Annotated in this window: 21 protein-coding genes and 2 tRNA genes; 2 read left to right on the top strand and 21 right to left on the bottom strand. The window is 61.2% G+C overall.

Annotation, left to right across the window (positions count from 1 at the left end):
• Positions 1-34 precede the first annotated feature (34 nt).
• The 10 genes from phoU to recJ form a co-directional block, all read right to left on the bottom strand.
• The gene (phoU, locus tag ACI2I1_RS00960) at positions 35-706 is read right to left on the bottom strand and encodes a phosphate signaling complex protein PhoU (protein WP_221543116.1); all 672 of its coding nucleotides are present in this window, start codon (positions 704-706) and stop codon (positions 35-37) included.
• A 12-nt stretch (positions 707-718) separates the two neighbouring features.
• Complete coding sequence (pstB, locus tag ACI2I1_RS00955) at positions 719-1,510, bottom strand: phosphate ABC transporter ATP-binding protein PstB (RefSeq protein ID WP_221543117.1); 792 nt, start codon at positions 1,508-1,510, stop codon at positions 719-721.
• Positions 1,504-2,754 carry a phosphate ABC transporter permease PstA gene (gene pstA / locus ACI2I1_RS00950; protein WP_404677543.1) on the bottom strand — a complete coding sequence of 417 codons (1,251 nt, stop codon included), beginning with the start codon at positions 2,752-2,754 and terminating at the stop codon, positions 1,504-1,506. The genes pstB and pstA overlap by 7 nt, the downstream gene beginning before the upstream one ends.
• Positions 2,747-4,132, bottom strand: coding sequence for a phosphate ABC transporter permease subunit PstC (gene pstC / locus ACI2I1_RS00945; protein ID WP_221543119.1), 1,386 nt, complete (start codon positions 4,130-4,132; stop codon positions 2,747-2,749). Before pstC ends, pstA begins: the two co-directional genes overlap by 8 nt.
• Before the next feature lie 18 nt (positions 4,133-4,150).
• The gene (locus tag ACI2I1_RS00940; RefSeq protein ID WP_404677542.1) at positions 4,151-5,200 is read right to left on the bottom strand and encodes a substrate-binding domain-containing protein; all 1,050 of its coding nucleotides are present in this window, start codon (positions 5,198-5,200) and stop codon (positions 4,151-4,153) included.
• A 127-nt stretch (positions 5,201-5,327) separates the two neighbouring features.
• Positions 5,328-6,680, bottom strand: coding sequence for an OprO/OprP family phosphate-selective porin (locus tag ACI2I1_RS00935; RefSeq protein ID WP_404677541.1), 1,353 nt, complete (start codon positions 6,678-6,680; stop codon positions 5,328-5,330).
• 133 nt (positions 6,681-6,813) lie between these two features.
• The gene (locus tag ACI2I1_RS00930; protein WP_404677540.1) at positions 6,814-7,983 is read right to left on the bottom strand and encodes a sensor histidine kinase; all 1,170 of its coding nucleotides are present in this window, start codon (positions 7,981-7,983) and stop codon (positions 6,814-6,816) included.
• A gap of 68 nt (positions 7,984-8,051) precedes the next feature.
• Positions 8,052-8,126 (bottom strand) — tRNA-Glu (locus tag ACI2I1_RS00925).
• 47 nt (positions 8,127-8,173) lie between these two features.
• A tRNA-Glu gene (locus ACI2I1_RS00920) sits at positions 8,174-8,248 on the bottom strand.
• Between the two features lie 84 nt (positions 8,249-8,332).
• Positions 8,333-10,117: a single-stranded-DNA-specific exonuclease RecJ gene (gene recJ / locus ACI2I1_RS00915; protein ID WP_404677539.1), complete on the bottom strand. Its 1,785-nt coding sequence runs from the start codon at positions 10,115-10,117 to the stop codon at positions 8,333-8,335.
• An 83-nt stretch (positions 10,118-10,200) separates the two neighbouring features.
• Here recJ and ACI2I1_RS00910 point away from each other — a divergent pair, with 83 nt between their 5' ends.
• Positions 10,201-10,686, top strand: coding sequence for a flavodoxin family protein (locus ACI2I1_RS00910; RefSeq protein WP_404677538.1), 486 nt, complete (start codon positions 10,201-10,203; stop codon positions 10,684-10,686).
• Between the two features lie 16 nt (positions 10,687-10,702).
• Here the strand turns inward: ACI2I1_RS00910 and ACI2I1_RS00905 are convergent, their stop codons facing one another.
• The 10 genes from ACI2I1_RS00905 to miaA form a co-directional block, all read right to left on the bottom strand.
• Positions 10,703-11,671 (bottom strand): NAD(P)H-dependent flavin oxidoreductase, encoded by a 969-nt coding sequence (locus ACI2I1_RS00905; protein ID WP_404677537.1) that lies wholly within the window; start codon positions 11,669-11,671, stop codon positions 10,703-10,705.
• 369 nt (positions 11,672-12,040) lie between these two features.
• The gene (gene leuA, locus ACI2I1_RS00900) at positions 12,041-13,732 is read right to left on the bottom strand and encodes a 2-isopropylmalate synthase (protein ID WP_404677536.1); all 1,692 of its coding nucleotides are present in this window, start codon (positions 13,730-13,732) and stop codon (positions 12,041-12,043) included.
• 178 nt (positions 13,733-13,910) lie between these two features.
• Positions 13,911-15,059, bottom strand: coding sequence for an alpha-hydroxy acid oxidase (locus tag ACI2I1_RS00895; RefSeq protein WP_404677535.1), 1,149 nt, complete (start codon positions 15,057-15,059; stop codon positions 13,911-13,913).
• Positions 15,056-15,673 (bottom strand): DUF4329 domain-containing protein, encoded by a 618-nt coding sequence (locus ACI2I1_RS00890; RefSeq protein WP_404677534.1) that lies wholly within the window; start codon positions 15,671-15,673, stop codon positions 15,056-15,058. Before ACI2I1_RS00890 ends, ACI2I1_RS00895 begins: the two co-directional genes overlap by 4 nt.
• Positions 15,674-15,701: 28 nt before the next feature.
• Positions 15,702-16,343: a YceI family protein gene (locus tag ACI2I1_RS00885; protein WP_404677533.1), complete on the bottom strand. Its 642-nt coding sequence runs from the start codon at positions 16,341-16,343 to the stop codon at positions 15,702-15,704.
• A 258-nt stretch (positions 16,344-16,601) separates the two neighbouring features.
• Entirely contained in the window at positions 16,602-17,636 is a 1,035-nt protein-coding gene (gene ilvC / locus ACI2I1_RS00880; RefSeq protein ID WP_404677532.1) for a ketol-acid reductoisomerase, read from the bottom strand.
• Between the two features lie 26 nt (positions 17,637-17,662).
• A complete protein-coding gene (gene ilvN / locus ACI2I1_RS00875; protein WP_221541351.1) occupies positions 17,663-18,178 on the bottom strand; it encodes an acetolactate synthase small subunit in 516 nt (171 codons plus the stop codon).
• Positions 18,175-18,474, bottom strand: coding sequence for a hypothetical protein (locus ACI2I1_RS00870; protein WP_404677531.1), 300 nt, complete (start codon positions 18,472-18,474; stop codon positions 18,175-18,177). The genes ilvN and ACI2I1_RS00870 overlap by 4 nt, the downstream gene beginning before the upstream one ends.
• Positions 18,474-20,234: a biosynthetic-type acetolactate synthase large subunit gene (gene ilvB / locus ACI2I1_RS00865; protein WP_404677530.1), complete on the bottom strand. Its 1,761-nt coding sequence runs from the start codon at positions 20,232-20,234 to the stop codon at positions 18,474-18,476. Before ilvB ends, ACI2I1_RS00870 begins: the two co-directional genes overlap by 1 nt.
• A 94-nt stretch (positions 20,235-20,328) precedes the next feature.
• The gene (gene miaA, locus ACI2I1_RS00860) at positions 20,329-21,282 is read right to left on the bottom strand and encodes a tRNA (adenosine(37)-N6)-dimethylallyltransferase MiaA (protein ID WP_404677529.1); all 954 of its coding nucleotides are present in this window, start codon (positions 21,280-21,282) and stop codon (positions 20,329-20,331) included.
• Here miaA and serB point away from each other — a divergent pair.
• On the top strand, positions 21,275-22,159 hold the full coding sequence (serB, locus tag ACI2I1_RS00855; protein WP_404677528.1) for a phosphoserine phosphatase SerB: 885 nt from the start codon (positions 21,275-21,277) through the stop codon (positions 22,157-22,159). The genes miaA and serB overlap by 8 nt on opposite strands.
• A 69-nt stretch (positions 22,160-22,228) precedes the next feature.
• Here serB and purL read toward each other — a convergent pair whose 3' ends face one another.
• Positions 22,229-24,463 carry a phosphoribosylformylglycinamidine synthase subunit PurL gene (gene purL / locus ACI2I1_RS00850; protein ID WP_404677527.1) on the bottom strand — a complete coding sequence of 745 codons (2,235 nt, stop codon included), beginning with the start codon at positions 24,461-24,463 and terminating at the stop codon, positions 22,229-22,231.
• Positions 24,464-24,475 lie beyond the last annotated feature (12 nt).

Here is a 24,475-nt window from a genome sequence, read left to right as displayed (position 1 = left end):
CACGGCAGTATGACCCTCAAGCTACAGAATTGTGTCAACCATCCTCGTCAACGGGATAAGTGCCCGTAGCGGCAAAGTGGACCATTTCGGCCACGTTCGTTGCATGGTCGCCGATCCGTTCGAGATTCCGGGCAACAAACAACAACTGCGCCGCGCTGGAGATCGTCGCGGGATTTTCTACCATGTGGCTGACGAGGTTGCGGAAGATAGAATTGTAAAAGGCATCAACCTTCTCATCGGCGGCGATGACTTCGCGCGCCAGTTCCGCGTCGCGCGCAGCATAGGCCGTCAGCACGTCGTGCACCATCTCGCTTGCAACTTCGGCCATGGCCGGAAGCAGGGTGAGTGGTTCGAACTGCTTGCGATGGTCGCCGATCTCGCGGCTCGCCTTGGCGATGTTCTTCGAATAATCGCCAATACGCTCTACCACGCCGGCAATCTTCAAGGCGGCGATCACCTCGCGGAGATCGTCCGCCATCGGCGCCCGCAAGGCGATTATTCGGACGGAAAGCTTGTCGATTTCGCTTTCAAGCGCATCGATCTTCTTGTCGCCCTTTACCACCTTCTTGGCCAGCTCGTCGTCACCCTGCACCAGTGCGTCGAGCGCCTCCTGGATCGCGACTTCGGCAAGACCACCCATCTCCGCAATCAGACCGCGCAGGCGGGTAATGTCTTCGTCAAAGGCCTTTACTGTGTGTTCTTGCATTCTGTTGGAGCCTTATCCGTAGCGGCCGGTGATGTAGTCCTGCGTGCGCTGTTCGATCGGGTTGGTAAATATATCGGAAGTCCGCCCATATTCCACCATTTTACCGAGGTGGAAAAAAGCGGTCCGCTGGCTGACGCGCGCGGCCTGCTGCATGGAATGAGTTACGATGACGATGGCATAACGACCATTGAGATCGTCGATCAGTTCCTCAATTTTTGCGGTCGCGATGGGATCGAGCGCTGAACAGGGTTCGTCCATCAGGATTACCTCGGGATCTACCGCGATGGCGCGGGCAATACACAGGCGTTGCTGTTGGCCGCCAGAGAGGGCTGTTCCGCTGTCCTGCAGGCGGTCCTTGACCTCTTCCCAAAGGCCGGCTCGGCGAAGCGATTTCTCAACCACCGCATCGAGCTCGTCCTTACCCTCGGCGAGGCCGTGGATCTTGGGGCCGTAGGCGATATTCTCGTATATCGATTTGGGGAAAGGGTTGGGCTTCTGGAACACCATGCCAACACGTGCCCGTAATTGGACAACATCGAGTTTTGGCGAATAGATATTCTCGCCGTCGAGCGTGATCTCACCTTCGACACGCGCCGAAGGGATGGTGTCGTTCATGCGGTTCAGCGATCGCAGAAAAGTCGATTTCCCGCAGCCCGAGGGGCCGATGAATGCGGTGACATATTCTGTCGGAATATCGATCGACACGTCGTCGATAGCTTTTTTCTGACCGTAGAACACGGACACGTCGCGTGCACTCATCTTGGCGTCGACGTTCTCTAGATTTTCGTGAACTACAGTCACCATTTTTTCTCGAACTTATTGCGCAGGTAGATGGCGAGGCCGTTCATCAAAAGGAGGAACAGCAAGAGGACGATGATAGCAGCGCTGGTGCGCTCCACAAAGCCGCGGTCGATTTCGTCCGACCAAAGAAAGATCTGCATGGGAAGCACTGTCGCCGGCGCGGTGAAGCTATCGGGCGGACTTGCAACGAAAGCGCGCATACCGATCATCAACAACGGCGCAGTCTCACCCAATGCTCGGGCCATCCCGATGATGGTCCCTGTAAGAATGCCGGGAAGGGCGAGTGGCAGAACGTGATGGAAGACCACTTGGACCGGCGAAGCGCCAACTGCCAGAGCGCCATCCCGAATGCTTGGAGGCACTGCCTTGATCGCGTTGCGCCCGGCGATGACGATGACCGGCATGGTCATCAACGCTAAGGTCATCCCTCCAATCAATGGGGCGGAGCGGTAGCTGGGGAAGAGCGTCAGGAAAACGGCGAGCCCGAGCAAGCCGAAGATGATAGATGGAACGGCAGCCAAATTGTTGATCGAGAGTTCGATCAAATCCGTCCACCGGTTCTTGGGTGCGTATTCTTCAAGATACAGCGCAGCAAGCACACCGATCGGGAAAGCCAGAGCCAGAGTGACGATCATCGTCAAAATGGAGCCCTTCAGAGCGCCCCAAATGCCGACCTGCTGTGGATTGGTAGCGTCAGCGCGGGTGAAGAACCCGATGTCGAAATTTTTCTCGAGTTTGCCCGCATCGGCAAGTTCAGCGGCCAGTTGACGTACGTCCTGCGAACCTTCGCCATCAAGACCGGAGGCCAGATCGGCGCTGGCGGGAATCCAGAACACTGTTTCTCGCTGAAGAATAGCCGGATTGGCAACTATTGCCGCAGCGACATCTCTCCATGCCTGTCCGCCTATTTCAGCTGCTCCTTCGTCGCCAAGAGATTGCTGGGCGAAATAGTCAACGACCTGCGGTAAACCTTGGGATTCGAGCGACTGGACGGCGTTGCCTGTCTCGAGCGAAGACGCATCGATGGAAATGCCTGCCTCGGCGAAATCTATCGGCACTTCAACTTCGGCGCGCTGAAAGCCGCCAATGCCGTTAATGGTCATCGTGCCCAGAAGATAAAGCAGCACCAGAATCGAAAAGACGATCGCGCCGAGGCCCATGGCCTTAAACCGTTTTTCCGCAGCATAGCGCTTTTTAAGCCGCGCTTCGAAAGCTGGCGTGCGTGTTGGGGCGATCTGCTCACTCATAAGCTTCGCGGAACCTTTTAACGACGCGCAGGGCGATAAAGTTTAAAGCAAGCGTAACCAGGAACAGCACGAAGCCGAGTGCAAATGCGCTGAGCGTGGCCGGATGGTCGAAACTCCCCTCTCCGGTCAGCATGGCAACGATCTGGACAGTGACCGTCGTCATGGATTCCAACGGATTGGCGCTGAGATTGGCCGCAGTAGAGGCTGCCATGACAACGATCATGGTTTCGCCGATTGCACGGCTCACGGCAAGCATCACGCCGGCCACAATGCCGGGCAGTGCAGCGGGCACGAGTACCCGCCGAATGGTCTCGTTCTTGGTCGCTCCCATCGCAAGACTGCCATCCCGCATGGCCTGGGGCACGGCGGCAATGCTGTCGTCGGCCATCGAGGATACGAAGGGTATGATCATCACACCCATGACAAGGCCTGCGGCAAGGGCGCTTTCGCTGGATGCAGAAGTGGCACCAAGCGAAATGGCGAAATCCCGGATGGCCGGTGCGATGGTTAGTGCGGCGAAATAGCCGTAAACGACGGTTGGAACGCCCGCGAGGATTTCCAGAGCGGGCTTGACCCATGTCCGGAGCCTCGGGTCCGCATATTGAGTGAGATAGATAGCGCTCATCAGGCCGAGAGGAATGGCCACGATCATTGCAATGATAGCACCGATGAACAAAGTGCCCCAGAATAGAGGGATGGCGCCGTAGCGGCTCGCATCGGGATTGGCTGCATTGGCCATCGGGTCGGGCCCCCAATGCGCACCGAATAGGAAATCGATTGGGTTAACCATCCCGAAAAACCGAACGGTTTCGAACACCAAGCTGACAAATATCCCTAGCGTGGTGAGGATCGCCACCAGCGACGCACCGAGCAGGATCGCCATAACGATCTTCTCGACCCGGTTGCGCGCAGCAAAGTCTGGCTTGAGGCGCAAGAATGCATACGCTCCGCCAAGAAACGCTACCAGCAAGGTGACGATAATTCCAATCCAGTTGTAGCGCGACAACGCCTCGCGATACGGCTCGACGAACTCACGTGCCAGAGGGTTGAAAACGGCCTGAGAAGCGCCCGTCGCTACTGCGCGGGCCTCGTTGAGGATCGTTTGCCTTTGGAAGCCGAATGCGGGAAGCTGATCGGCCGCGGGGCTCGCCAGCACCGACTGCGTAATCAGCCCCGGGGCGACAGCGCTCCAGATGCCGATAAAAATCAGCACCGGAAGCACGATCCAGAGCGCCACGTACCACGCATGGTAATTGGGCAGGCTGGCGATCCGCCCATGTGAACTGGCGCGCCGGAAGGTCCACGCCCGAGCACGGGCCGCCAACCACCCGGCGAGCCCGAGCCCGAGGGCCAGGAGGAGCAGGATAGTCAGCGACATCGTGAGTACATTTGAACCTTACTTGAGCTCGGAGCCATCGAGCGTGTCAAAGTTTGTGGCGGCCGACATCGAGCGGTCCATCACGTCATCGGGATTGGCCACGAGGCCGATCTTGGCAAGCGGCCCGCCGCGATTCCACATCTGCGACCACTGGCCCAGGAATTCCTTCAGGCCCGGGATGGCATCAAGGTGCGCCTTCTTTACGTAAATGTAGAGCGGACGCGCGCCGGGATATTCGAAGCTGGCGATGTTTTCGTAGGTCGGGGCAACGCCGTTCATGTTGAGGCCCTGCACCTTGTCTGCATTTTCCTCAAGATACGAATAGCCGAAAATCCCCACGGCATTCGGATTGCCTTCGATCTTCTGGACGATGAGGTTATCCTGTTCTCCCTGATCGACGTACTTGCCGTCGCTGCGGACTTCGGTGCACAGCTGGGCGTGACGATCCTCGTCGCTATCCTTCAGGGCTTCCATCTCAGCATTAGTGTCGCAGCCCGGTTCGAGGATGAGTTCCTTGAGCGCATCGCGCGTTCCCGAAGTGCTCGGCGGTCCATAAACCAGGATCTGCGTGTCCGGGAGTGACGGATCGACATCCGACCAGGTCTGATTGGTCTGTTCTTCGCCGTACGGCCGAGCTGCAAGTGCTTCGTAGACCATTTTTGGCGTTAGATTCATCGTGATGCCGCCCTTGGCCGAAGCAAGCGCGATACCGTCAAGTCCAACCTGGACTTCGATGATGTCGGTAACACCATTCTGCTGACATGTTTCGAACTCGCTGGCCTTCATGCGGCGCGAGGCGTTCGCAATGTCGGGCGTAGCAGCGCCGACGCCTTGGCAGAACAGTTTCATGCCGCCGCCCGTACCGGTCGATTCGATAATCGGCGATTTGAAGTCGGGATTGGAGCGGGTGAAGGTTTCCGACACGGCCTTGGCGAAGGGATAAACGGTCGAGGATCCGACCGCCTTGATCTGATCGCGCGATGCACCGCCGCCGACATCGTTGCCGCCGCAAGCTGCGAGAGTGAGGGCCGAAGCGGCCGCGAGAGCGAATTTGAAAGTCTTTGTCATTGGTAGAAACCCCATTGGTGTCCAACTAGCCGCGCAAAAGCGCGGAATTGTTACGTGTTGACGACAAGAGTGTGACTTTCGCTATCGGGTCGCCGAATCTGCTAGGCGGCCCATAACGACATCGGGATCAGAAATCGACCTGCGCCCGGACCCCGACCGCGTCGACGCCGTAATCCCGGTCGCCATCGGCAGTCGGAAGGGCGGCATCATCATATTCCAGCCGGCCGTAATTGACGCTGAAAAGCGTATAGTCGGTCGGTTTCCAGATCAGTGAAGCCTGATACCCGTTCTGTATCCCGCCGACTATGCGACCGTCGTTGAGGTCCAGATAGTCGTACCGCAGGTTTACCTGAAGCGAGCCGAAACCGCCTTCTCCGACCGGGTTGGCCGGCTTGACGCGATCGAACTTACCGCCCTTGTATCCGCGCGTATCGCCTGCGGTGAGGAAATAGCCTGCTTCTGCATACCCACCGAAGAAAGCGGGGTTCGAGCCTGCTATCGGCATATCGACTTTCTGTCTGTACCCTTCTGCTACAGCATGGAAGGGGCCAGCGATCGCGGCAGCTTCCAATCCGATGCCGAATTCATTGTCGGCAGCCAGCTTACCGCTATCGACGAACCGGGTGGACGTGAAATGGACCAGAGGGCGCTGGCGATAACGGACGCTAGCATCCTCGTCCCCGAGATCGTTGTAATGTAGCGAGCCGGCGAAATGCAGTTGGGTGGCGCCGATCTCGGGCATGACGACTATCCTTCCGTCGATCCCGCGATTATCGGTTCCTGTATCTGCAAAATTGTCTGTAAACACTCCGAGCTGTGCGAGAAAAATGCCGGTTCCATAGGACGCCGATGCGCCAATCCGCCTTTCGAAGCCGAAAGCATCGGTAAAGGCTGCCCGCTCCATGAAGCTCGTGTGTAGCGAACTGGTCAGCTCTTCCAGAGACTGAAAGTTGTTATGCTGCCCGATTGCAATCTCGAGAGGTCCGTCGTCATAGGTTAGGATCGCGTCAGCGACTGCCACCTCATCGCCGGCAAAATCGACCTCGAACTTGTATCCGAAGCCTCCTGGAAGGTCGCCCGACGCCCCGATGCGCGCGCGGCGGACTTCATTGCCAAAGCCATCGTCAGCCGAAACTGACTCGGGAACAGAAACAGTGCCGGCATCAAACATGAGGCGACCGCGCGGCGTGAAACTCCATCCATCAGATTTGACCAGCGTGTTAACCGGTGCGCTGGCGGAAGGCGCCGATACCTCTTTGGTGCTCTCAACGACCGCGGCGGCCTGAGTGGCATTTGCGGATTTTGCCGCGGCCAAATCGGATTCAAGTTCGTCGATCCGGGACGTCAAAACACGAAGCTGCGCACGCATGGTTGCCAGCTCCTGTTCGGTCGAAACCTCTTGGTCTTTGGCGAAAACGGGCGTGGCAATAGTGCAGCTAAGAGCTGCGGCTATGATGGAGGGCCGAAAAGCGATCTTCATGTGACGAATCTCTTACAACATGACGTTTCGGCGTCGCATCTATGACCGGTACATTACGTCTTTGTGACATAAGTCTGACACAAAGATTCGGGCCGTAAACGACCTGCGCAAGAAGTTGCTTTTCTGGTCTTATCTATTCGGCGAGGGGCAGGGTTATTTTAACCCTGGTGCCTTCTCCGAGAGTGCTATCGATAGCGAGCTTGCCGCGATGACGTTCGACGATGTGCTTGACGATCGCCAGCCCCAGTCCCGTACCGCCGGAGGCCCGGCTGCGGCCAGGATCGGTACGATAAAAGCGGCGCGTAAGGTGAGGCAGGTGTTCCGGCGCAATGCCGTCGCCGCGATCCTGCACCGACAAAACAACACGCTTGTCGCCCTGCGGCTGCAGGCGAACCGTGACGGGCTGGTCTTCGGAGCCATATTTCAACGCATTGTCGACAAGGTTGCGGACCATCTGTTCCAGCTGCTGCTCATCACCGCCGACGCTGAAGTCGCCATGTGAATCCATATTTAGTCGAACCGCGCGATCTCCCGCTGCATCACGAGCGGCGCGATCGACCAGCTTGCCGAAATCGAGAATATCATCGGGCAGATCATGCTTTTCAGCTTCGATCCGCGAAAGCGACATGAGGTCGCTAATCAATTGCTGGAGGCGAAGCCCTTCACGCTGAATGGTAGCAAGAAACTTGTCGCCCATCTTGGGATCGAGGTCGTCGATATCTTCGCGTAACGTTTCGACATAACCGAGAATGGAGGCGAGAGGGGTCCGCAACTCGTGGCTGGCATTGGCCACGAAATCTGTGTGCGCTCTACTGATATCCGCCTCGGCGGTCTTGTTCACGAATTCAATGATGGCCAGCCCGCCCTCCAGGCTCTGGCGATTGATCCGCCAGATATCCTTTCGCCGAGCGAGGCCGCGCACGATCGCAACTCCGTCCTCACCGCTTTCCAGCAGGCTGACAGCCTCGGGCTGCCGCAGCGCCATACGGGCGTCCTGTCCAAGGATGTGCGATCCGAGAAGGCGGCGCGAGGCCAGATTGGCGATCACGACCCGGCCATTCTCGATTACGATGACAGGGCTCTCGGAATGCTCAAGCAGATCGCCGATGTTCTCGCGGGAGATCCCGCCATTCTTGCGCTTTTCCACCGGGGGCGGCGGAGGTCCGCCGACAAGCCAGAGCGAGCCAGCCCAGACCAAAAGCATGAGCAGAATCGGGAGGGTGGGGAGGCCGAGAATGATCAGGCCCGTGGCCGTGGCGAGTGCCAGCGCAAAACCGGACCAGGGAAAGGGACGGGAAGTCATTATGACCAGGCGCTTAGCGGGCCGGGGCGGTGGGCGCCAGCCCGGCAAACCGATTGTCATGGAAGAGGTGGTGACCCGTACGGGAATCGAACCCGTGTTTCAGCCGTGAAAGGGCCGCGTCCTAACCGCTAGACGAACGGGCCACATGTGTGGCGCTTTGCGCGGATTGCGTATGCAATAACGCCACCGATGGTGACCCGTACGGGAATCGAACCCGTGTTTCAGCCGTGAAAGGGCCGCGTCCTAACCGCTAGACGAACGGGCCACACCCCTTGCGGGGTCGGTGGCGTGGCGGCGCAATTAGGCGCGCCTGTCAAAACCGTCAACCCACAATCGGGTGTCTTTTCCATCAATCTGCAAAAGCTGCGTCTTCCAGATGGAGTTCCGCTTGTGGGCGGCTACCCCAGTCGTCGATTTTCACGCGCCCGGCGAGCCACAGACGCCGCCCCTTCGAGGCATGAAGCAAAGCTTGGCCCATGTCGCTTTCCGCAGCGCGAAACGCGATTCCCTTGAAGCTCTTGCCGTCATCACCGCTGGCGATAAGTCGAACGTGGTCTGTCCCGACGACATCGCATTTGACCAAGCGGACGGGACCAACCGCGACGCGAGGTCCGGGCCAGCCGACACCATAGGGGCCGCCAGCTTCGAGCGCTTCGACCAATTCGGGAGTGAGTCCACCGGGAGCGACGGCGAGATCGACGAGCATCTCGCGATTCTCGCCAGCGCGGGACACAGGGCCTTCGAGATGAGCGTCGATCCAGTCGGAGAATGCTTCAAGCCTGTCTTCTGCCACCGTCAGCCCGGCGGCCATCGCATGGCCACCGCCTTTCACCAGCAAGCCTTCCTCACGCGCCCGGATGATTGCGGCACCGAGGTCAACGCCGGGAATCGAACGCCCTGAGCCCTTACCTTGGCGGTTTTCGTCAAGCGCGATCACGAGAGACGGCTTGCCAGTCTTCTCCTTTATCCTGCCGGCCACGATCCCGATCACGCCGGGATGCCATCCTCGGGCGAAAACGACGTGCACGGCGCGGTTGTGCTGGCTTGCAAGCTGGTCTTCGGCTTGCTGCTGCACGTCGGCCTCGATGGTCCGGCGATCCTCGTTCAACGAAGAGAGCTGGGCGGCGATCTGGCGCGCTTCTTCGCTGTCCTGCGTGGTCAGTAGCCGCACGCCAAGGGTCGATTCGCCGACCCTTCCGCCTGCGTTGATGCGGGGGCCGAGCGCAAAACCCAGGTCGGAGCAGGCCGGCGCGCGCTTCAGCCGGCTTGCGTCTATCAAGGCGGCCATGCCGATATTGTCGCGCCGAGCCATGATTTTGAGGCCCTGCGCGACGAAGGCGCGATTGAGTCCGTGCAGCGCCGCTACGTCCGCGACCGTGCCGAGGGCCACCACGTCGAGCAATGCCATGAGGTCAGGCTCCTTGCGGGCGGCAAAATAGCCCTGATTGCGGAGGGTTCGCACCAAGGCGATGGCCAGCAGAAATGCGACGCCGACTGCCGCGAGATGGCCGTGTGATGCGGCAAGGTCGTTCTCGTCCAGCCGATTGGGGTTCACTAGCGCTGCGGCAAGGGGAAGATCGGGCGAACACTTGTGATGATCGACCACAATGACGTCGACCCCTGCCTCGCTCGCCATGGCGAGGGCTTCATGAGCCATCGCGCCGCAATCGACGGTCACGATCAGGCTGAAGCCGCCTTCGGCAAGCTTTACCAAGGCTTCCCCGGAAGGACCGTATCCTTCCAGCAACCGGTCGGGGATGTAGTACTCGGCCTCGACGCCAAGGTCGCGTAGCAAGCGGATCAGCAGCGCTGAACTTGTGGCTCCATCGACGTCGTAATCGCCGTAAATGGTTATGCGTTCTTTGCCGAGGACCGCTTGGGCGATCCGGTCAGCGGCGACGTCCATATCCCTGAACTCCGAAGGGTCGGGCAGGAATTCGCGCAGAGTGGGTGTCAGATGGCGCCGAAGATCCTCGGGCGCGACGCCTCGGGCCAGCAGTATCTGGCGCACGATGGCCTCTCCGTCTCCGAAGTGGCCCTGGCCCAGATCCATATTGCCGCCGCGCCAGCGCCAGGCGCGGCCGGTGAGGGATTGGGAAACGCCGAAAACCTTGGGGAGGGCAGTGGTAGCCATGGCGTGGTTTATACTCTCTTGCGTGCTGGCACGGCAACCGTGCCTGCGTTGACAATCGACAGCGGTGCCCCGAATTTGTGTCCATGAAAGACGGACATCTGCTGATCGCATGGCATGGGCGCACTGGCACCAGCGAGGCGCTTGCCACGAGCGCTGCCGAAGGTGCTGCCGCCAATGGCTCTCTGCTCCCCGCCGCAGATGTCTCGCCCGATGACCTGCTGGCAGCGGCGGGCTATCTGTTTGTCTGCCCCGAGAACCTCGCCAGCATGAGCGGCGAGATGAAGGAGATGTTCGACCGCTGCTATTACCCGGTGCTGGGCAAGCTGAACGGCCGCCCCTTCGCCACCATCATCGCCGCTGGAAGCGACGGCGAGGGCGCCCAGCGACAGATCGACCGCATCGCCAAGGGCTGGCGGTTGAAGCGCGTGGCCGAGCCCTGGATCGTCAACACCGAGGCGCAATCTCCGGAGGCGATCCTTGCGGCCAAGACGCTAGAACCCTCCACCCTGCAAACCGCCCGCGAGATGGGCGAAGGGCTGGCCGAAGGGATCGCGTCAGGGATGTTCTGACCCGGCGCGATCCGCATCAGCCGGTCTTTTGCGTCAGCGCGGCCTTGGCTGCTTCGTATTCGCGTTCCAGCCGCGCGACCATGTCCGACACCGGGCCGATGGTCTTGACCGTGCCGATGCCCTGACCCGAACCCCAGATGTCCTTCCACGCCTTGACCTTGGTATTGCCGCCGCTGCCGAAGTTCATCTTGCTGGGGTCGCTTTCGGGCAGGTTCTCAGGGTCCAGACCGGCATTCTCGATGCTCGAGCGCAGGTAGTTGCCATGCACGCCGGTGAAGAGGTTCGAATAGACGATCCCGTCCGCGCTGCCTTCCACGATGCCCTGCTTGTAGCCATCGACGGCATTGGCTTCCTCGGTCGCGATCCAGGGGGAGCCGATATAGGCGAAATCCGCTCCCAGCGCCTGCGCGGCGAGGATCGAGCGGCCGTGGGCGATCGAGCCGGACAGCGCCACCAATCCATCGAACCATTCGCGGATTTCCTGCATCAGGGCGAAGGGGCTGAGCGTGCCGGCATGTCCGCCCGCACCGGCGGCGACGGGGATGAGACCGTCCGCGCCTTTCTCGATCGCCTTATGGGCAAAGCGGTTGTTGATCACGTCATGCAGCGTGATCCCGCCCCAGCCACGCACGGCCTGGAAGATCTCTTCCCGCGCGCCGAGCGAGGTGATGATCAGCGGTACCTGCCATTTGGCACAGGTCGCCATGTCGGCTTCGATCCGGTCGTTCGAGCGATGGACGATCTGGTTGACGGCGAAGGGTGCTGCCAGCCGATCGGGATTGTCGCGATTATGGGCGGACAGTTCTTCGGTGATCTGGTGCAGCCATTCGTCGAGCTGGCTCTGCGGCCGCGCATTCAGCGCCGGGAAGCTGCCGACGATACCCGCCTTGCACTGCGCGATCACCAGTTCCGGTCCGGAGACGATGAACAGCGGCGAGCCGATCACGGGGATACGCAGTTTGTCGAAGGGGGCCGGTAGGGTCATTCGCTAGGGTTCCTCTTCCAGTTGGCGCAGTGCGTATTGCGTGCCATCGCACTTGTCGAGCGTGACGTTACGTAAACGTCAAGCAGCCTCGGAGAAGGGCTGGTCACGAAAGGCGAATCCTACAGGATGGAGCACATGGAGCACGGTCCAGATCAAAAACAAATGACCCCGCCAGACCCCCTGATTTCTGCGGCCTGGAAGGGGAAATAGAGCGGGCATGGGGCAGCGCTATCAGCCAGGCTGAATGTAGGAAAGGGAGTTCTCGCCGCTTGCCGGCGAGGGCTGGGTGAGGCCCCGGATCAGCCCGTCCCGAGCGCCCGCCGACGATGCCGCAAGGCTCCGCATCGGCCCCCTTGAGAGGTCCCGCAATCAGGCCGGGGACTTGCGCATGACAGCAGAATTGGCCGCCGAGAGAACGGCGCGTACGCTGGCTGTGGCGACGTCTTCATCGATCCCCACGCCCCAGATAGTCTGACCATCGGGCGTCCGGCATTCCAGAAAAGCGGCAGCGCGGCTGTCACGCCCCGTGGTCAGCGCATGCTCCGTATAGTCGACCACCTCGAGGCTCAGCCCGAATGCATCCTCGATCGTGGCGAGGACGGAGGAAATCAGGCCGTTGCCGCGACCGGATACGGTCTGCTCCTGGCCCTCGACCTCGATTGTTCCGCTGAACAGCCGCGTGCCGTCCGTGGCGCGGCGTTCCTCGTAATCGACCAGCTGGAAATGCTTGGGCGCGGTCTGCACGTGATAGGCCTGCTTGAAGCTTTCCCAGATGTCGTCTGCCGTCAGCTCGCGGCTCAGTTCGTCCGCCACGCGCTGGACATGCGGGCTGAAATTGGCCTGCATCTTCTTGGGCAGCTTGAGGCCCTGCGTCTGCTCCAGGATCCAGGCGAAACCGCCCTTGCCGGACTGCGAATTGACGCGAATGACTGCTTCGTAGCTGCGGCCCAGATCGGCCGGGTCGATGGGGAGGTAAGGCACGCGCCAGTGCGGATCGTTCTGCACCTGATGCGCCGCGAACCCCTTCTTGATCGCATCCTGATGGCTGCCGGAAAAGGCGGTGTAGACCAGTTCGCCGCCATAGGGATGGCGCTGGTGCACGGGCAGTTCGTTGCAATATTCGACCGTCTCGATCACCCGGTCGATGTCCGAAAAGTCCAGCTGCGGATCGACGCCTTGCGTGTACATGTTGAGCGCCATGGTCACGAGGCAGCAATTGCCCGTGCGCTCCCCATTGCCGAACAGGCACCCTTCCACGCGGTCGGCACCGGCCATCAGTGCCAGTTCCGCCGCCGCGACGCCGGTACCGCGGTCGTTATGCGTATGCAGGCTGATGACCGCGCTTTCGCGGTTGGGCAGGTTGCGAATGAAATATTCGACCTGATCGGCATAGATATTGGGTGTGGCCGCTTCCACCGTGGCGGGCAGGTTGAGGATGATCGGGTGTTCGGGCGTGGGGGCGAGCACACCCATCACCGCTTCGCAAACCTCGAGGCTGAAATCGAGTTCGGCGGTGGAGAAGGTTTCCGGGCTGTACTGGAAGTGCCAGTCCGTTTCGGGCTGCTTTGCCGCTTCATCGCGCATGATCTTGGCACCGTGGACCGCGATGTCACGCACCTGGTCTTTCGTCATGCCGAAGACCACTTCGCGCCAGGCGGGGCTGACGGCATTGTAGAGATGGACGATCGCCGCGCGCGCGCCCGTCAGGCTGGCGAAGCTGGTGCGGATCAGATCCTCGCGGCTTTGCGTGAGAACCTGCACCAGCACGTCGTCAGGGATGCGGCCCGACTGGACGAGCCCCGAGATGAAATCGAATTCGGTTGCGCCAGCGCTGGGAAAGCCGACTTCGATTTCTTTCACGCCTACATCAACCAGAAGATCGAAGAAACGGTTCTTCTTATGCGCGTCCATCGGATCCACGATGGCCTGATTGCCGTCACGAAGATCGGTCGACAGCCAGCGTGGCGGCGCGGTGATGGTGCGCGAGGGCCATTGCCGATCCGCCAGCGGGACCTGCGGAAAGGGCGAATATTTGACGCTCGGGTCGGTGAGCATGGGCATTGGGGAGTACTCGTGTCGGTTAAAGCTGCGGTCTGATCTGCCCTTGGGTGCGCGGCGCACCTACAGGGCACGCACGGATCACGCCCAAGGGCGGCTAAGTCGCAGAATAAGTCCGATACGGTTCATCGGCTGGTGCATTGCGTATTATTGCCTTCAGTTCAACCGTTACTTTGCATATTCATCGCAGCCTTACCCTCTCGCGGCTCAATTGTTGCACGCTGACGACGCCCATCAGGCGCATGGCCCGCTCGATCTCTTCCTTCAGGATTTGCAGCGCGCGCTCCACGCCTTCCTGCCCCGCAGCGGCGAGGGCATAGAGATAGAGGCGTCCGCCCGATGCCGCAGTGGCGCCCATGACAAGGCTTTTCAGCACATGCGTTCCGCGCCTTACCCCGCCATCGAGGATGATCTCGATCTCGCCCCCGACCGCGTCGACGATTTCCTCGAGCTGGTCGAAGGGCGCGCGGCTGCCGTCGAGCTGGCGGCCGCCGTGGTTGGAAATCCAGATGGCATCCGCCCCGATTTCGACCGCGCGGCGGGCGTCCGCCACGCTCATGATTCCCTTGAGCGCGAAAGTCCCGCCCCAGTCCTCCCGGATGCGGGCGGCGGTGTCCCAATCCATGCCGGTGTCGAGCATGGTGTTGAAGTAATCCTGGATGCTCACCGCCTTGCCGCTGCCTTCGCTCACGTACCCGTCGAGATTGGGCAGGCGGAACTTCGGCCCGAAGACATAATCCAGCGTCCAGCGCGGGCGGGTGGCATAGCTCCACAGCGAACTGGCGGAAAAGCGGGGCGGGGTGGTGAAGCCCGACCGCAGGCAGCGTTCGCGCTTGCCCGATACGATGGTGTCCACGGTCAGCGCCAGCGCATCGAAACCGGCACCCTTGCAGCGTTCGATCATGCTGGCATTGAGACCCTTGTCCTTGTGGACATACAGCTGGAACAGCTTGGGCCCGTCGGTCAGCGCGGCGACCTCCTCGATCGAATGGGTGGCGAGGCTGGAGATGCCGAACCAGACGCCGAATTTCGATGCGGCCCGGGCCACGGCGCGTTCGCCATCCCGGTGGAAGGCGCGTTGCAGGGCCGTGGGGCTGAGCATCAGCGGCAATTCGCTGCGGCGACCCATGATCGTGCAGCCCGTGTCGATCCTTTTCACCCCGGCCAGCACATCGGGAACGAGATCGACTTCGTCGAAAGCGGCGGTGTTGCGGCCCTTAGTCAGCTCGTCATCCGCTGCGCCGTCGATATAGTCGAAGACCGGCCACGGCAGTCGCCGTTTCGCCAATTGGCGAAAATCGTGGATGTTATGGCAGTCGGACAGTCTCACTCCGGCTGGGTGCCGTAGGCCCCGCGTGCTTGCAAGTCAGCGATAGTGAAGGTGAGGGCAAGGTCTTCTTTCGGCGCCGCGACATAGCGCCGGTCCTGCGCCAGGCAGCCTTCGCCGCACAGCTGCGTGGAGGCGCCTTCCTGCCAGTCATTATACCACAGGCGCCCGCCAGGAGTGGACACGAAGCCGTCGATCCGCGCATCCACATCGCTGGCGAGATCTTCCACCGAAGGCACTTCGCTGTCGTAATCGAAATCGTATCCGCCGTGGGTGTGGAAGCTGGCGACGACATGGTTGCCGAGCGGCAGGCCCCAGTCAAATTCGCATTCGGCCCGTTCGCCTTCGTAGATTTCGGAAGTGTTCAGCGCACCGGCTTCGTCTTCATAGATGACGCCGCAATATTCCTGATTTCGCGCGATGGACTGCTCCTGCAGTCCGGCCAGCGTGTCACGGGCGTAGCGCTGTATCTCGGGGAGGCTGGATTGCGGCTGAAAGGCAGGCGAACGGTCGCGGGCAAGCAGGCTGAACACGACGACCGTGAAGGCCACCGCACACAGAATATAGATCAGCCTGGTTCGATACTCGTCCCCCATCGGCACGGCAGATGCCGCCATGCCGATGGGAAGTCGAGATTAAAGTGGCTTACTGCTGGCGTTCGAACGCCGCGCTGATTTCCAGGTCGACATCGCTGCCGACCATCGGAGCGGCATAGTCGACACCCCATTGCGTGCGGTCGATCGTGGTGCGGGCCTGGAAACCGACCGTGGGCGCCTTGCTCATCGGGTTTTCGCCCGCGCCGGTGAAGTCGACGAGCATGGTGACCGGACCGGTTTTGCCGTTCATGGTCAGCTGTCCGGAAACGACTGCGCTGGTGTCGCCGGTGCGGCGGACCGAGGTGGAGACGAACCGTGCAGGCGCGGGATTGGCGCCGAAGAAGTCGGGATCGCCGCCGTCCTTGCCGGGACGCAGCAAGTGATCGCGCAGGCCTTCGCTGGCCACCGAAACGCTGGTAATCGGCACGGTGATGTCGAACTCGGTGGCGGAAATATTCGCCGGATCGAGCGTCATGGTGCCTTCGATGTCTCCGAACAGGCCGAAGTAATCGTTGAAGCCGAAGTGATTGACCTGCCAGCTCACCAGCGTGTGCGACGGATCGAGCTGATAGGTGCCTCCGGCAACGCGCGAGGGATCCATCTGACCCGGGATGCTGGCGTTCTGGGCCGACAGGAAGGCGGCGGGGGCGGCCAGCGTGCAGGCAGCGGCGGCGATTACGAGTTTTTTCATTGCGTCTTCTCCTCAGGAGAGTCGGTTGGTGTCTGATCCCGGCCGCAATAGCCTGGGACGATTATCCTTGCCCCGGTCCGCCGCAATGCTGCGACGGTCCATCCTGCGGCCCCTTGTGGCGATGACGGGCGGATAAATCCAGCTATCGGTTCGCGCCGAAGACAAATTCGCATCAAACCCGCTCGGCAAAGAAGACGTGGTGGTCGCGCCCGGTTTGCATCCTTTCCCTAAGGAGAGCGATGGGGCGCGACCAAGGGATCAGTTCTTGTCCTTGTCGACCAGCTTGTTGGCGCCGATCCAGGGCATCATGGCGCGAAGCTGGGCGCCGGTCTTCTCGATCGGATGCGCCGCGGCGGCCTTGCGGCTGGCCTTCAGCTCGGGCTGGCCTGCCTGGTTGTCCAGCACGAAATCCTTCACGAAGCGGCCCGACTGGATGTCTTTAAGGACGCGGCCCATTTCGGCCTTGGTTTCTTCGGTGATGATGCGCGGGCCGGTCTTGATGTCGCCGTATTCAGCCGTGTTCGAGATCGAATAGCGCATGTTGGCGATCCCGCCTTCATAGAGCAGATCGACGATCAGCTTGGTTTCGTGAAGGCACTCGAAATAGGCCATTTCGGGCGCGTATCCGGCGTCGACCAGCGTCTCGAACCCGGCCTGGATAAGGTGGGTGATCCCGCCGCACAGCACCGCTTGTTCGCCGAAAAGGTCGGTTTCGCACTCTTCCTTGAAATCGGTTTCGATGATGCCGCTGCGCCCGCCGCCGACAGCGCTGGCATAGGAGAGAGCGAGCTGCTTGGCGAAGCCGTTGCCGCCCGACTGGCTCGATTCCTGATGGACCGCGATGAGGCAGGGCACGCCGCCGCCCTTGATGTATTCGCCGCGCACCGTGTGGCCTGGGCCCTTGGGCGCGATCATGATGACGTCGACATCGGCGGGCGGGTCGATCAGGCCGAAGTGGATGTTGAGGCCATGCGCGAAGGCCAGCGCGCTGCCGGGCTTCATCTTGCCCGCGACTTCATCGGCATAGATTGCCGCCTGATGCTCGTCGGGCGCGAGGATCATGAGCACGTCCGCCCACTCTGCCGCTTCGGCAACGGTCTTGACGGTGAAACCGGCCCCTTCGGCTTTCTTCACCGTGGCCGAGCCATCGCGCAGCGCGATGACGACCTCGCCAACCCCGCTGTCGCGCAGGTTCTGGGCATGGGCGTGGCCCTGGCTGCCATAACCGACGATGGCGACCTTCTTGTCCTTGATCAGCTGCTGGTCGCAATCGGCATCATAATAGACTTGCATTGTATTCCTCACTTGTTCCGCGGCCACTATTCAGCAGATGGCCCGCGCATCATTCCCACGATCCCCGAGCGGCCGACCTCGACCAGGCCGAGTTCGCGCATCAGGGTGATGAAACTGTCCACCTTGTCGGGCGAGCCGGTCAGCTCGAACACGAAGCTTTGGGTGGTGGTGTCGACGACATTGGCGCGGAACAGTTCGGCAATCCGCAGCGCCTCGACACGCGCGTCCCCCTTTCCGGCGACTTTCACCAGCGCCAGCTCGCGTTCGACATGTGCGCCGCTTTCGGTGAGGTCGATCACGCGATGCACTGGCACCAACCGTTCGAGCTGGGCGCGGATCTGGTCGATCACCGGCTCCGGCCCGCGGGTTACCACGGTGATGCGGCTGATGGCGTGGTCTTCAGAGATGTCGGCCACGGTCAGGCTGTCGATATTGTAGCCGCGCGCGGTGAAGAGGCCGGATATCTTCGCCAGGATACCCGCCTCGTTATCGACGATCACGTTCAGCACGTGCCGTTCGGAGGACTGCTCGGCGATTCTCATTCGCCGCGGTCCTGCCACACAGGCGCGAACATGCGGCCGGAGCCGTCATATTCGGCGATGAACTGGCGGCCGCGGCGGACGGCCTCGAAATTCTCCGTCTGGCGGCTGAGGTCCAGCCCCTCGTCGATCAGCAGCCAGCTGCCGTCGGACTGCTCCTGCGCCACATCGACGCCGAGAAAGCGCTGGCCGGTCTCTTCGATCCAGTCGAGCAGCTGTTCGGCATTTTCGCGCGTGTACCAATTACGCCGCTGCGCCTTGGCGGCCAGCGCCGCCGGAAGTTCTTTCGAGATAACCATTATACGAGTGCCTTCGCTTCGTCGTCCATCGTGCCGCCGACCTTGTCGCCGTAGAGCAGCATGTCGGTATGCGCCGCGCCGCTGGGGATCATCGGGAAGCAATTGGCTTCCTTGGCCACCATGCAATCGGCAATAACCGGACCGTCATGCGCCAGCATCGCCTCGATACCTGCGTCGAGTTCGCTTTCATCCTCGATGCGGATGCCTTTCCAGCCATAGGCTTCGGCAAGTTTCACGAAATCGGGCAGGCTGTCCGAATAGCTGTTTGAATAGCGGCTTTCATAGGTCAGCTCCTGCCACTGGCGGACCATGCCCATATATTCGTTGTTGAGGATGAAGATCTTCACCGGCAAGCGGAACTGGCTCGCGGTGCCCAATTCCTGGATATTCATCTGGATGCTGGCCTCTCCGGCAATGTCGATCACCAGCGCATCAGGGTTGCCGAGCTGGGCGCCGATGGCTGCGGGCAGGCCGTAGCCCATCGTGCCGAGACCGCCGCTGGTGAGCCATTTATTCGGTCCCATGAAGCCGAAATACTGGGCTGCCCACATCTGGTGCTGCCCGACCTCGGTAGTGATGATCGGATCGCGATGCTTCGTCAGGGCGAAAAGCCGTTCGATGCTCTTCTGCGGCATAATGAGGTCAGATTTTTCCGGATAGGCGAGACAATCGCGTGCCTTCCAGCCCAGAACACGCGCCTTCCATTCGGACAGGTCCCGACCTTTGCGGTTGCCCCAGCCATCCAGCAACTGTTCGAGCACGTGCCCACAGTCACCCACGATGCCGAGGTCCACCGGCACGATCTTGTTGATTTGAGCGCGGTCGATATCGATGTGGATTTTTTTGGCCTCGGGCGCGAAGGCATCCAGCCGGCCGGTGACGCGATCATCGAAGCGCGAGCCGACCGCGATGATGAGATCGGCGCGATTCATCGCCATATTGGCTTCGTAAGTGCCATGCATGCCAAGCATGCCAAGCCAGTCCGGATGGTCGGCCGGGAAGGCCCCCAAACCCATCAGCGTGCTGGTAACCGGCGCGCCTGTCTTGTGCTGCAATTGCCGCAGCAGTTCGGAGGCGCGTGGCCCTGCGTTGATAACGCCGCCACCGGTATAGAAGATCGGGCGTTCAGCCGCCGCCAGCATATCGACCGCCTCGGCGATTTCGTCCGCTGCGCCAACCATCCGCGGCTGATACCGATGCGAGGGAAGGGGCTCGGAATCCTGCTCTCCCCATTCGGCGAGCGCGATCTGCACGTCCTTGGGAATGTCGACCACCACCGGCCCCGGCCGCCCGGTCGTCGCGATCCGAAAGGCTTCCTCAATCGTGGAGCGGAGCTTGGCCGGATCCTTCACGAGATAATTATGCTTGGAGCAGTGGCGGGTCAGACCGACTGTATCGGCTTCCTGGAAAGCGTCGGTCCCGATCAGACCTGTCGGAACCTGCCCGGTGATCACGACCATGGGAATGGAATCCATATAGGCATCGGCAATGCCGGTCACCGCATTGGTGGCACCCGGACCGCTGGTCACCAGAACCACGCCAGGCTTTCCGGTCGAGCGGGCATAGCCTTCGGCCGCATGAGCCGCGCCGGCTTCGTGCCGGACGAGGATGTGGCGAATGCCGCCGTCTGCTTCGCCTTCTGCAAAGAGTTCGTCGTAGATCGGCAGTACCGCGCCGCCAGGATAGCCGAACACGAATTCGACACCTTGCCGCTTGAGGCACTCGATCAATATGGCAGCTCCGCTGCGCTCGTCAGACACGTTTTCCTCCGCTCAAATCGCAAGTCGGCCCGGCGCTTGGGGTCGTAGCGCCGGGCCAACAGGATCTCTCGTATGGGAAACGAAAGTACTGCTGTCAACTCAGCTGACGCAACAATGATACAAAAATATCGTATTCTTCGATAGATTTGTTATCAGCGCGCATCCACGATCCCGGCGGCTGATGCCTGAACCACGTATATTGCCGCTTGGCGTACTGTCGTGTGGCGCGCTGGCCAGAGACGATGGCTTGATCCCGCGATAGATCGCCTTGCACCAGCCCCGCTATTTCCGGGACACCGATGGCCCGCATGACGGGCAGCGAAGGGTCGAGCCTTCGTGCCAGCAGCGCTTCGACCTCTCCGATCGCACCGCCTTCCAGCATTAAAATGAAACGGCGATCGCAGCGCTCGTACAACCACTCGCGTTCCGGCAGGAGGAGCAGGGGATACACAGAGACCTGGTCGCCGATTCCGCCGGTCTTGCGATCTTGCCATGCCCTGAGCGTTCGACCGCTGGATCGCACGACCTCCAGAGCGCGCATGGTTCGCGCGACGTCTGCCGGAGCGAGCCGGGCCGCCGCCTCTGGGTCCTCGATTTCAAGTGCCGCGCGGGCCTCGGCCTGATCCAGCGCGCGGACATCGGCACGGATCCGCGGATCGATTTCGGGGACCGGGGCAATCCCTTCGAGCAGTGTACGCATGTAAAGACCGGTCCCGCCGCACAGGATCGGTACTGCGCCTTCGGACTGAAGCCGGGCGATCTCGTGTTTGGCCGCTGCGGCCCAATCCGCCGCGGAGCAGGGCGTGGCCCCGTCCCATGCTCCGAAAAGACGATGTTCGATCCCGCCCATGTCTTCTGCGCTCGGGCGCGCCGAAAGCACATGCAGGTCGCAATAGACCTGGGCGCTGTCGGCATTGATCACGACCGCCCGCTTTCCCTGCGCTTCGATCCGCTTTCCCAACCTTACCGCCAGATCGCTCTTGCCGCTGGCGGTCGGCCCTGCAATGAGCGCAAGTGGAGGCAAAACAGGGGAATTCTCTATGCTCATCGCCCGGCTGATAGCAGAGGCGACCAGTCTGGAAACCCGGCTCGATGCAGCGAGCGAAGCGCTGGCGTCTGCAGGCATGCCGGTGGCCGAAGCGTCGATGCTCGATTTCTGCGGCGATGTATTGCAGATCGCGCTTCCCCATGGTGATACGAAGCGGGTTGCCGCCACGCTGGAAGAGCATTTCGGCGAATGCGACATGCTGGTGGCCGATCACGCAATCGAGATTCCGCGCCTGTTTGTTTCCGACATGGATTCGACCATGATCGGGCAAGAATGCATCGACGAATTGGCCGATTTCGCCGGTATCAAGGACAAGGTGGCCGACATTACCGAGCGGGCGATGCGGGGAGAGCTCGAATTCGAGACCGCGCTACGCGAGCGTGTAGGACTGCTCGAGGGGCTCGGCGAAAGGGCGATCGACAATTGCCTGGCAGAACGGATCACTCCCGTGCCCGGCGCTCGCACGCTGGTTCAGACCCTTGCTTCGAAGGGCTGCCGCAGTGTGCTGGTAACCGGGGGTTTCCATCATTTCGCCGACAGGATCGGCCAGCAGCTCGGTTTCGAACGGGTCGTCGGCAACCGCCTCGCGGTTCACGCGGGCGTGTTGACCGGCAAGCTGGCGGGGCCGATCAGCGATGCCTCGACCAAGCTGGCGACGCTTGAGGAAGAGCGCGAGGCTTTGGGTGAGGGGGCGCGTGTTCTTGCCACGGGAGACGGTGCGAACGACATCCCGATGATCGAAGCGGCCGATTACGGCATTGCCTATCGGGCCAAGCCGAAGGCACGCGAAGCGGCGAACGGCAGGATTTCAAGCGAGAACCTGACAGTAATCCTCAAGCTCTTTGGCATTCCAGAGAGCGAGTGGGTGCAGGGCTAACCCAAATTCGAAATCGGCCGAGCGATCGCTGTTCCCCGATGTTACAGACAGCAGGGAACAGCGTTTCGATCAGGCATCCATCCATTCGTCGAAGAACGAACGATGTGCGGCGCGCATCTCGTCTATCGATTTGCCGAACAGGGTGGTGCCGCCTGTCTTGCCGATGCGGCGGAAGCCGATGGATGCGGTTTCATCGTTCTCCGTCCCGCTGGCGAGCGCTTCGTTAAGCGCCTGCGCATCGGGAACAGTTACGATGTAGCGGCCCTGGTCTTCGCCGAACCACCACTGCGCCTGCGTGTAATCTTCGTGCCATTCGACATCGGCACCGATCCCGCCAGTCATCGCCATTTCCGCCAGCGCGACTGCCAGGCCGCCATCGGACACGTCGTGAACCGCGCTTACGAGGCCATCGGCAATAAGCTGCAGCACGATCTTGCCGGCATTCTTTTCCACCGTGAGATCGGTGGGCGGCGTGCGCCCTTCGTCGCGGCCGTGGATTTCGCTCAGCCATAGCGACTTGCCGAGATGGGAGCGTTCCGGGTCCGGAGTGGCCCAATGTTCGGCGCGGATCAGATAGATCGCCTCGCCCTCTGCCTTGAACGGCATGGTCATCATGCGGTCGTAGTCGTCGATGATCCCGACACCGCCGATAGCCGGGGTGGGCAGGATCGCGCTGCCGCCGCCGGTCGCCTTGCTTTCATTGTAAAGGCTGACGTTGCCGCTCACGATCGGGAAGTCGAGGACGCGGCAGGCGCGGCCCATGCCTTCCAGCGCATGGACAAACTGGCTCATGATTTCGGGTCGCTGCGGATTGCCGAAGTTGAGGCAATTGGTCACCGCGAGCGGACGTGCGCCTACTGCGCAAAGGTTGCGATAGGCTTCGGCAATCGCCTGCTTGCCGCCTTCATACGGATCGGCATGGACATAGCGCGGCGTGCAGTCGGTGCTGATTGCCAGCGCTTTCTTCGTCCCGTGAACGCGGACCACGCCCGCGTCGCCGCCGGTCTGCAGCGTGTCCGCGCCAACCTGGCTGTCATACTGCTCGGAAATCCACCGCCGCGAGGACAGGTTCGGCGATGCGAGCAGCTTCATCAGATCGCCGCCGACATCATTGGTGTCGGGACGCTCAGCCATCGGCTTGATGCCGGCCCAGGCGGTGTATTCTTCCTTCGAGAGATAGGGACGATCGTATTCCGGAGCATCTGCGGCAAGGGGCCCCAGAGGAATGTCGCAGACCACTTCGCCGCCGAATTCCAGCACCATGTGCTGCGTGTCGGTAACTTCGCCGATGACGGCGAAATCCAGTTCCCACTTCTCGAAAATGGCCGCGGCCATCTCTTCCTTGCCGGGCTTGAGCACCATGAGCATGCGCTCCTGGCTTTCGCTTAGCATCATTTCATAGGGCGTCATGCCTTCTTCGCGGCATGGGACTTTATTCATGTCGAGGCGGATGCCGGCCTTGCCGTTGGTGGCCATCTCGACACTCGAGGAGGTGAGCCCCGCCGCGCCCATGTCCTGGATCGCGACGATGGCGTCGGTCGCCATCAGTTCGAGGCAGGCTTCGATCAGCAGCTTTTCGGTGAAAGGGTCGCCGACCTGCACCGTCGGGCGCTTGGCCTCCGCGTCTTCCTCGAAATCGGCACTGGCCATTGTCGCGCCGTGGATCCCGTCGCGCCCGGTCTTGGAGCCGACATAGACGATCGGGTTTCCGACGCCTGTTGCCGCGCTGTAGAAAATCTTGTCCGCATCGGCGACGCCGACCGTCATCGCGTTAACGAGGATGTTTCCGTCATAGGCCGGATGGAAATTGGTCTCGCCAGCCACTGTCGGTACGCCGACGCAATTGCCATAGCCGCCGATTCCCGCGACCACACCCTGCACGAGGTGCTTCATCTTCGGATGATCGGGGCGGCCGAACCGCAGCGCATTGGCATTAGCCACCGGCCGCGCGCCCATGGTGAACACGTCGCGCAGGATGCCGCCAACACCGGTAGCCGCGCCCTGATAGGGCTCGATGTAGGAGGGGTGGTTGTGGCTCTCCATCTTGAAGATCGCCGCCTGGCCGTCACCGATATCGATCACGCCGGCATTCTCGCCGGGGCCGCAGATCACCCAGGGCGCCTCGGTCGGCAGCTTCTTCAGATGGAGGCGGGAAGATTTGTAGGAGCAATGTTCGCTCCACATCACCGAAAAGATGCCCAGTTCAACCAGATTGGGCTCACGGCCCAGCGCGTTCAGCACGCGCTCGTATTCGTCTTCGGAGAGGCCATGCTGGGCAACGATGTCGGGAGTGATTTCGCTCATGGATCGCGCCTT

It is taken from the genome of Qipengyuania sp. NPDC077563, from assembly GCF_044901345.1.
In the GTDB taxonomy this organism is placed as follows: domain Bacteria; phylum Pseudomonadota; class Alphaproteobacteria; order Sphingomonadales; family Sphingomonadaceae; genus Qipengyuania; species Qipengyuania aestuarii.
The sequence above is the reverse complement of the archived record's forward strand: the minus strand, read 5'-3'. Positions and strand labels throughout refer to the sequence as shown.

What these genes read in the sequence shown, in the direction of transcription:
- ACI2I1_RS00910 (WP_404677538.1), top strand. Translation starts at nt 10,201, where the DNA reads ATGAAAGACGGACATCTGCTGATCGCATGGCATGGGCGCACTGGCACC.
- serB (WP_404677528.1), top strand. Translation starts at nt 21,275, where the DNA reads ATGCTCATCGCCCGGCTGATAGCAGAGGCGACCAGTCTGGAAACCCGG.
- ACI2I1_RS00935 (WP_404677541.1), bottom strand. Translation starts at nt 6,680, where the DNA reads ATGAAGATCGCTTTTCGGCCCTCCATCATAGCCGCAGCTCTTAGCTGC.
- leuA (WP_404677536.1), bottom strand. Translation starts at nt 13,732, where the DNA reads ATGCCCATGCTCACCGACCCGAGCGTCAAATATTCGCCCTTTCCGCAG.
- ACI2I1_RS00890 (WP_404677534.1), bottom strand. Translation starts at nt 15,673, where the DNA reads ATGGCGGCATCTGCCGTGCCGATGGGGGACGAGTATCGAACCAGGCTG.
- pstB (WP_221543117.1), bottom strand. Translation starts at nt 1,510, where the DNA reads ATGGTGACTGTAGTTCACGAAAATCTAGAGAACGTCGACGCCAAGATG.
- ACI2I1_RS00930 (WP_404677540.1), bottom strand. Translation starts at nt 7,983, where the DNA reads ATGACTTCCCGTCCCTTTCCCTGGTCCGGTTTTGCGCTGGCACTCGCC.
- pstA (WP_404677543.1), bottom strand. Translation starts at nt 2,754, where the DNA reads ATGAGTGAGCAGATCGCCCCAACACGCACGCCAGCTTTCGAAGCGCGG.
- miaA (WP_404677529.1), bottom strand. Translation starts at nt 21,282, where the DNA reads ATGAGCATAGAGAATTCCCCTGTTTTGCCTCCACTTGCGCTCATTGCA.
- pstC (WP_221543119.1), bottom strand. Translation starts at nt 4,132, where the DNA reads ATGTCGCTGACTATCCTGCTCCTCCTGGCCCTCGGGCTCGGGCTCGCC.
- ACI2I1_RS00870 (WP_404677531.1), bottom strand. Translation starts at nt 18,474, where the DNA reads ATGGTTATCTCGAAAGAACTTCCGGCGGCGCTGGCCGCCAAGGCGCAG.
- ilvC (WP_404677532.1), bottom strand. Translation starts at nt 17,636, where the DNA reads ATGCAAGTCTATTATGATGCCGATTGCGACCAGCAGCTGATCAAGGAC.
- purL (WP_404677527.1), bottom strand. Translation starts at nt 24,463, where the DNA reads ATGAGCGAAATCACTCCCGACATCGTTGCCCAGCATGGCCTCTCCGAA.
- ilvN (WP_221541351.1), bottom strand. Translation starts at nt 18,178, where the DNA reads ATGAGAATCGCCGAGCAGTCCTCCGAACGGCACGTGCTGAACGTGATC.
- phoU (WP_221543116.1), bottom strand. Translation starts at nt 706, where the DNA reads ATGCAAGAACACACAGTAAAGGCCTTTGACGAAGACATTACCCGCCTG.
- ACI2I1_RS00905 (WP_404677537.1), bottom strand. Translation starts at nt 11,671, where the DNA reads ATGACCCTACCGGCCCCCTTCGACAAACTGCGTATCCCCGTGATCGGC.
- ACI2I1_RS00885 (WP_404677533.1), bottom strand. Translation starts at nt 16,343, where the DNA reads ATGAAAAAACTCGTAATCGCCGCCGCTGCCTGCACGCTGGCCGCCCCC.
- recJ (WP_404677539.1), bottom strand. Translation starts at nt 10,117, where the DNA reads ATGGCTACCACTGCCCTCCCCAAGGTTTTCGGCGTTTCCCAATCCCTC.
- ACI2I1_RS00940 (WP_404677542.1), bottom strand. Translation starts at nt 5,200, where the DNA reads ATGACAAAGACTTTCAAATTCGCTCTCGCGGCCGCTTCGGCCCTCACT.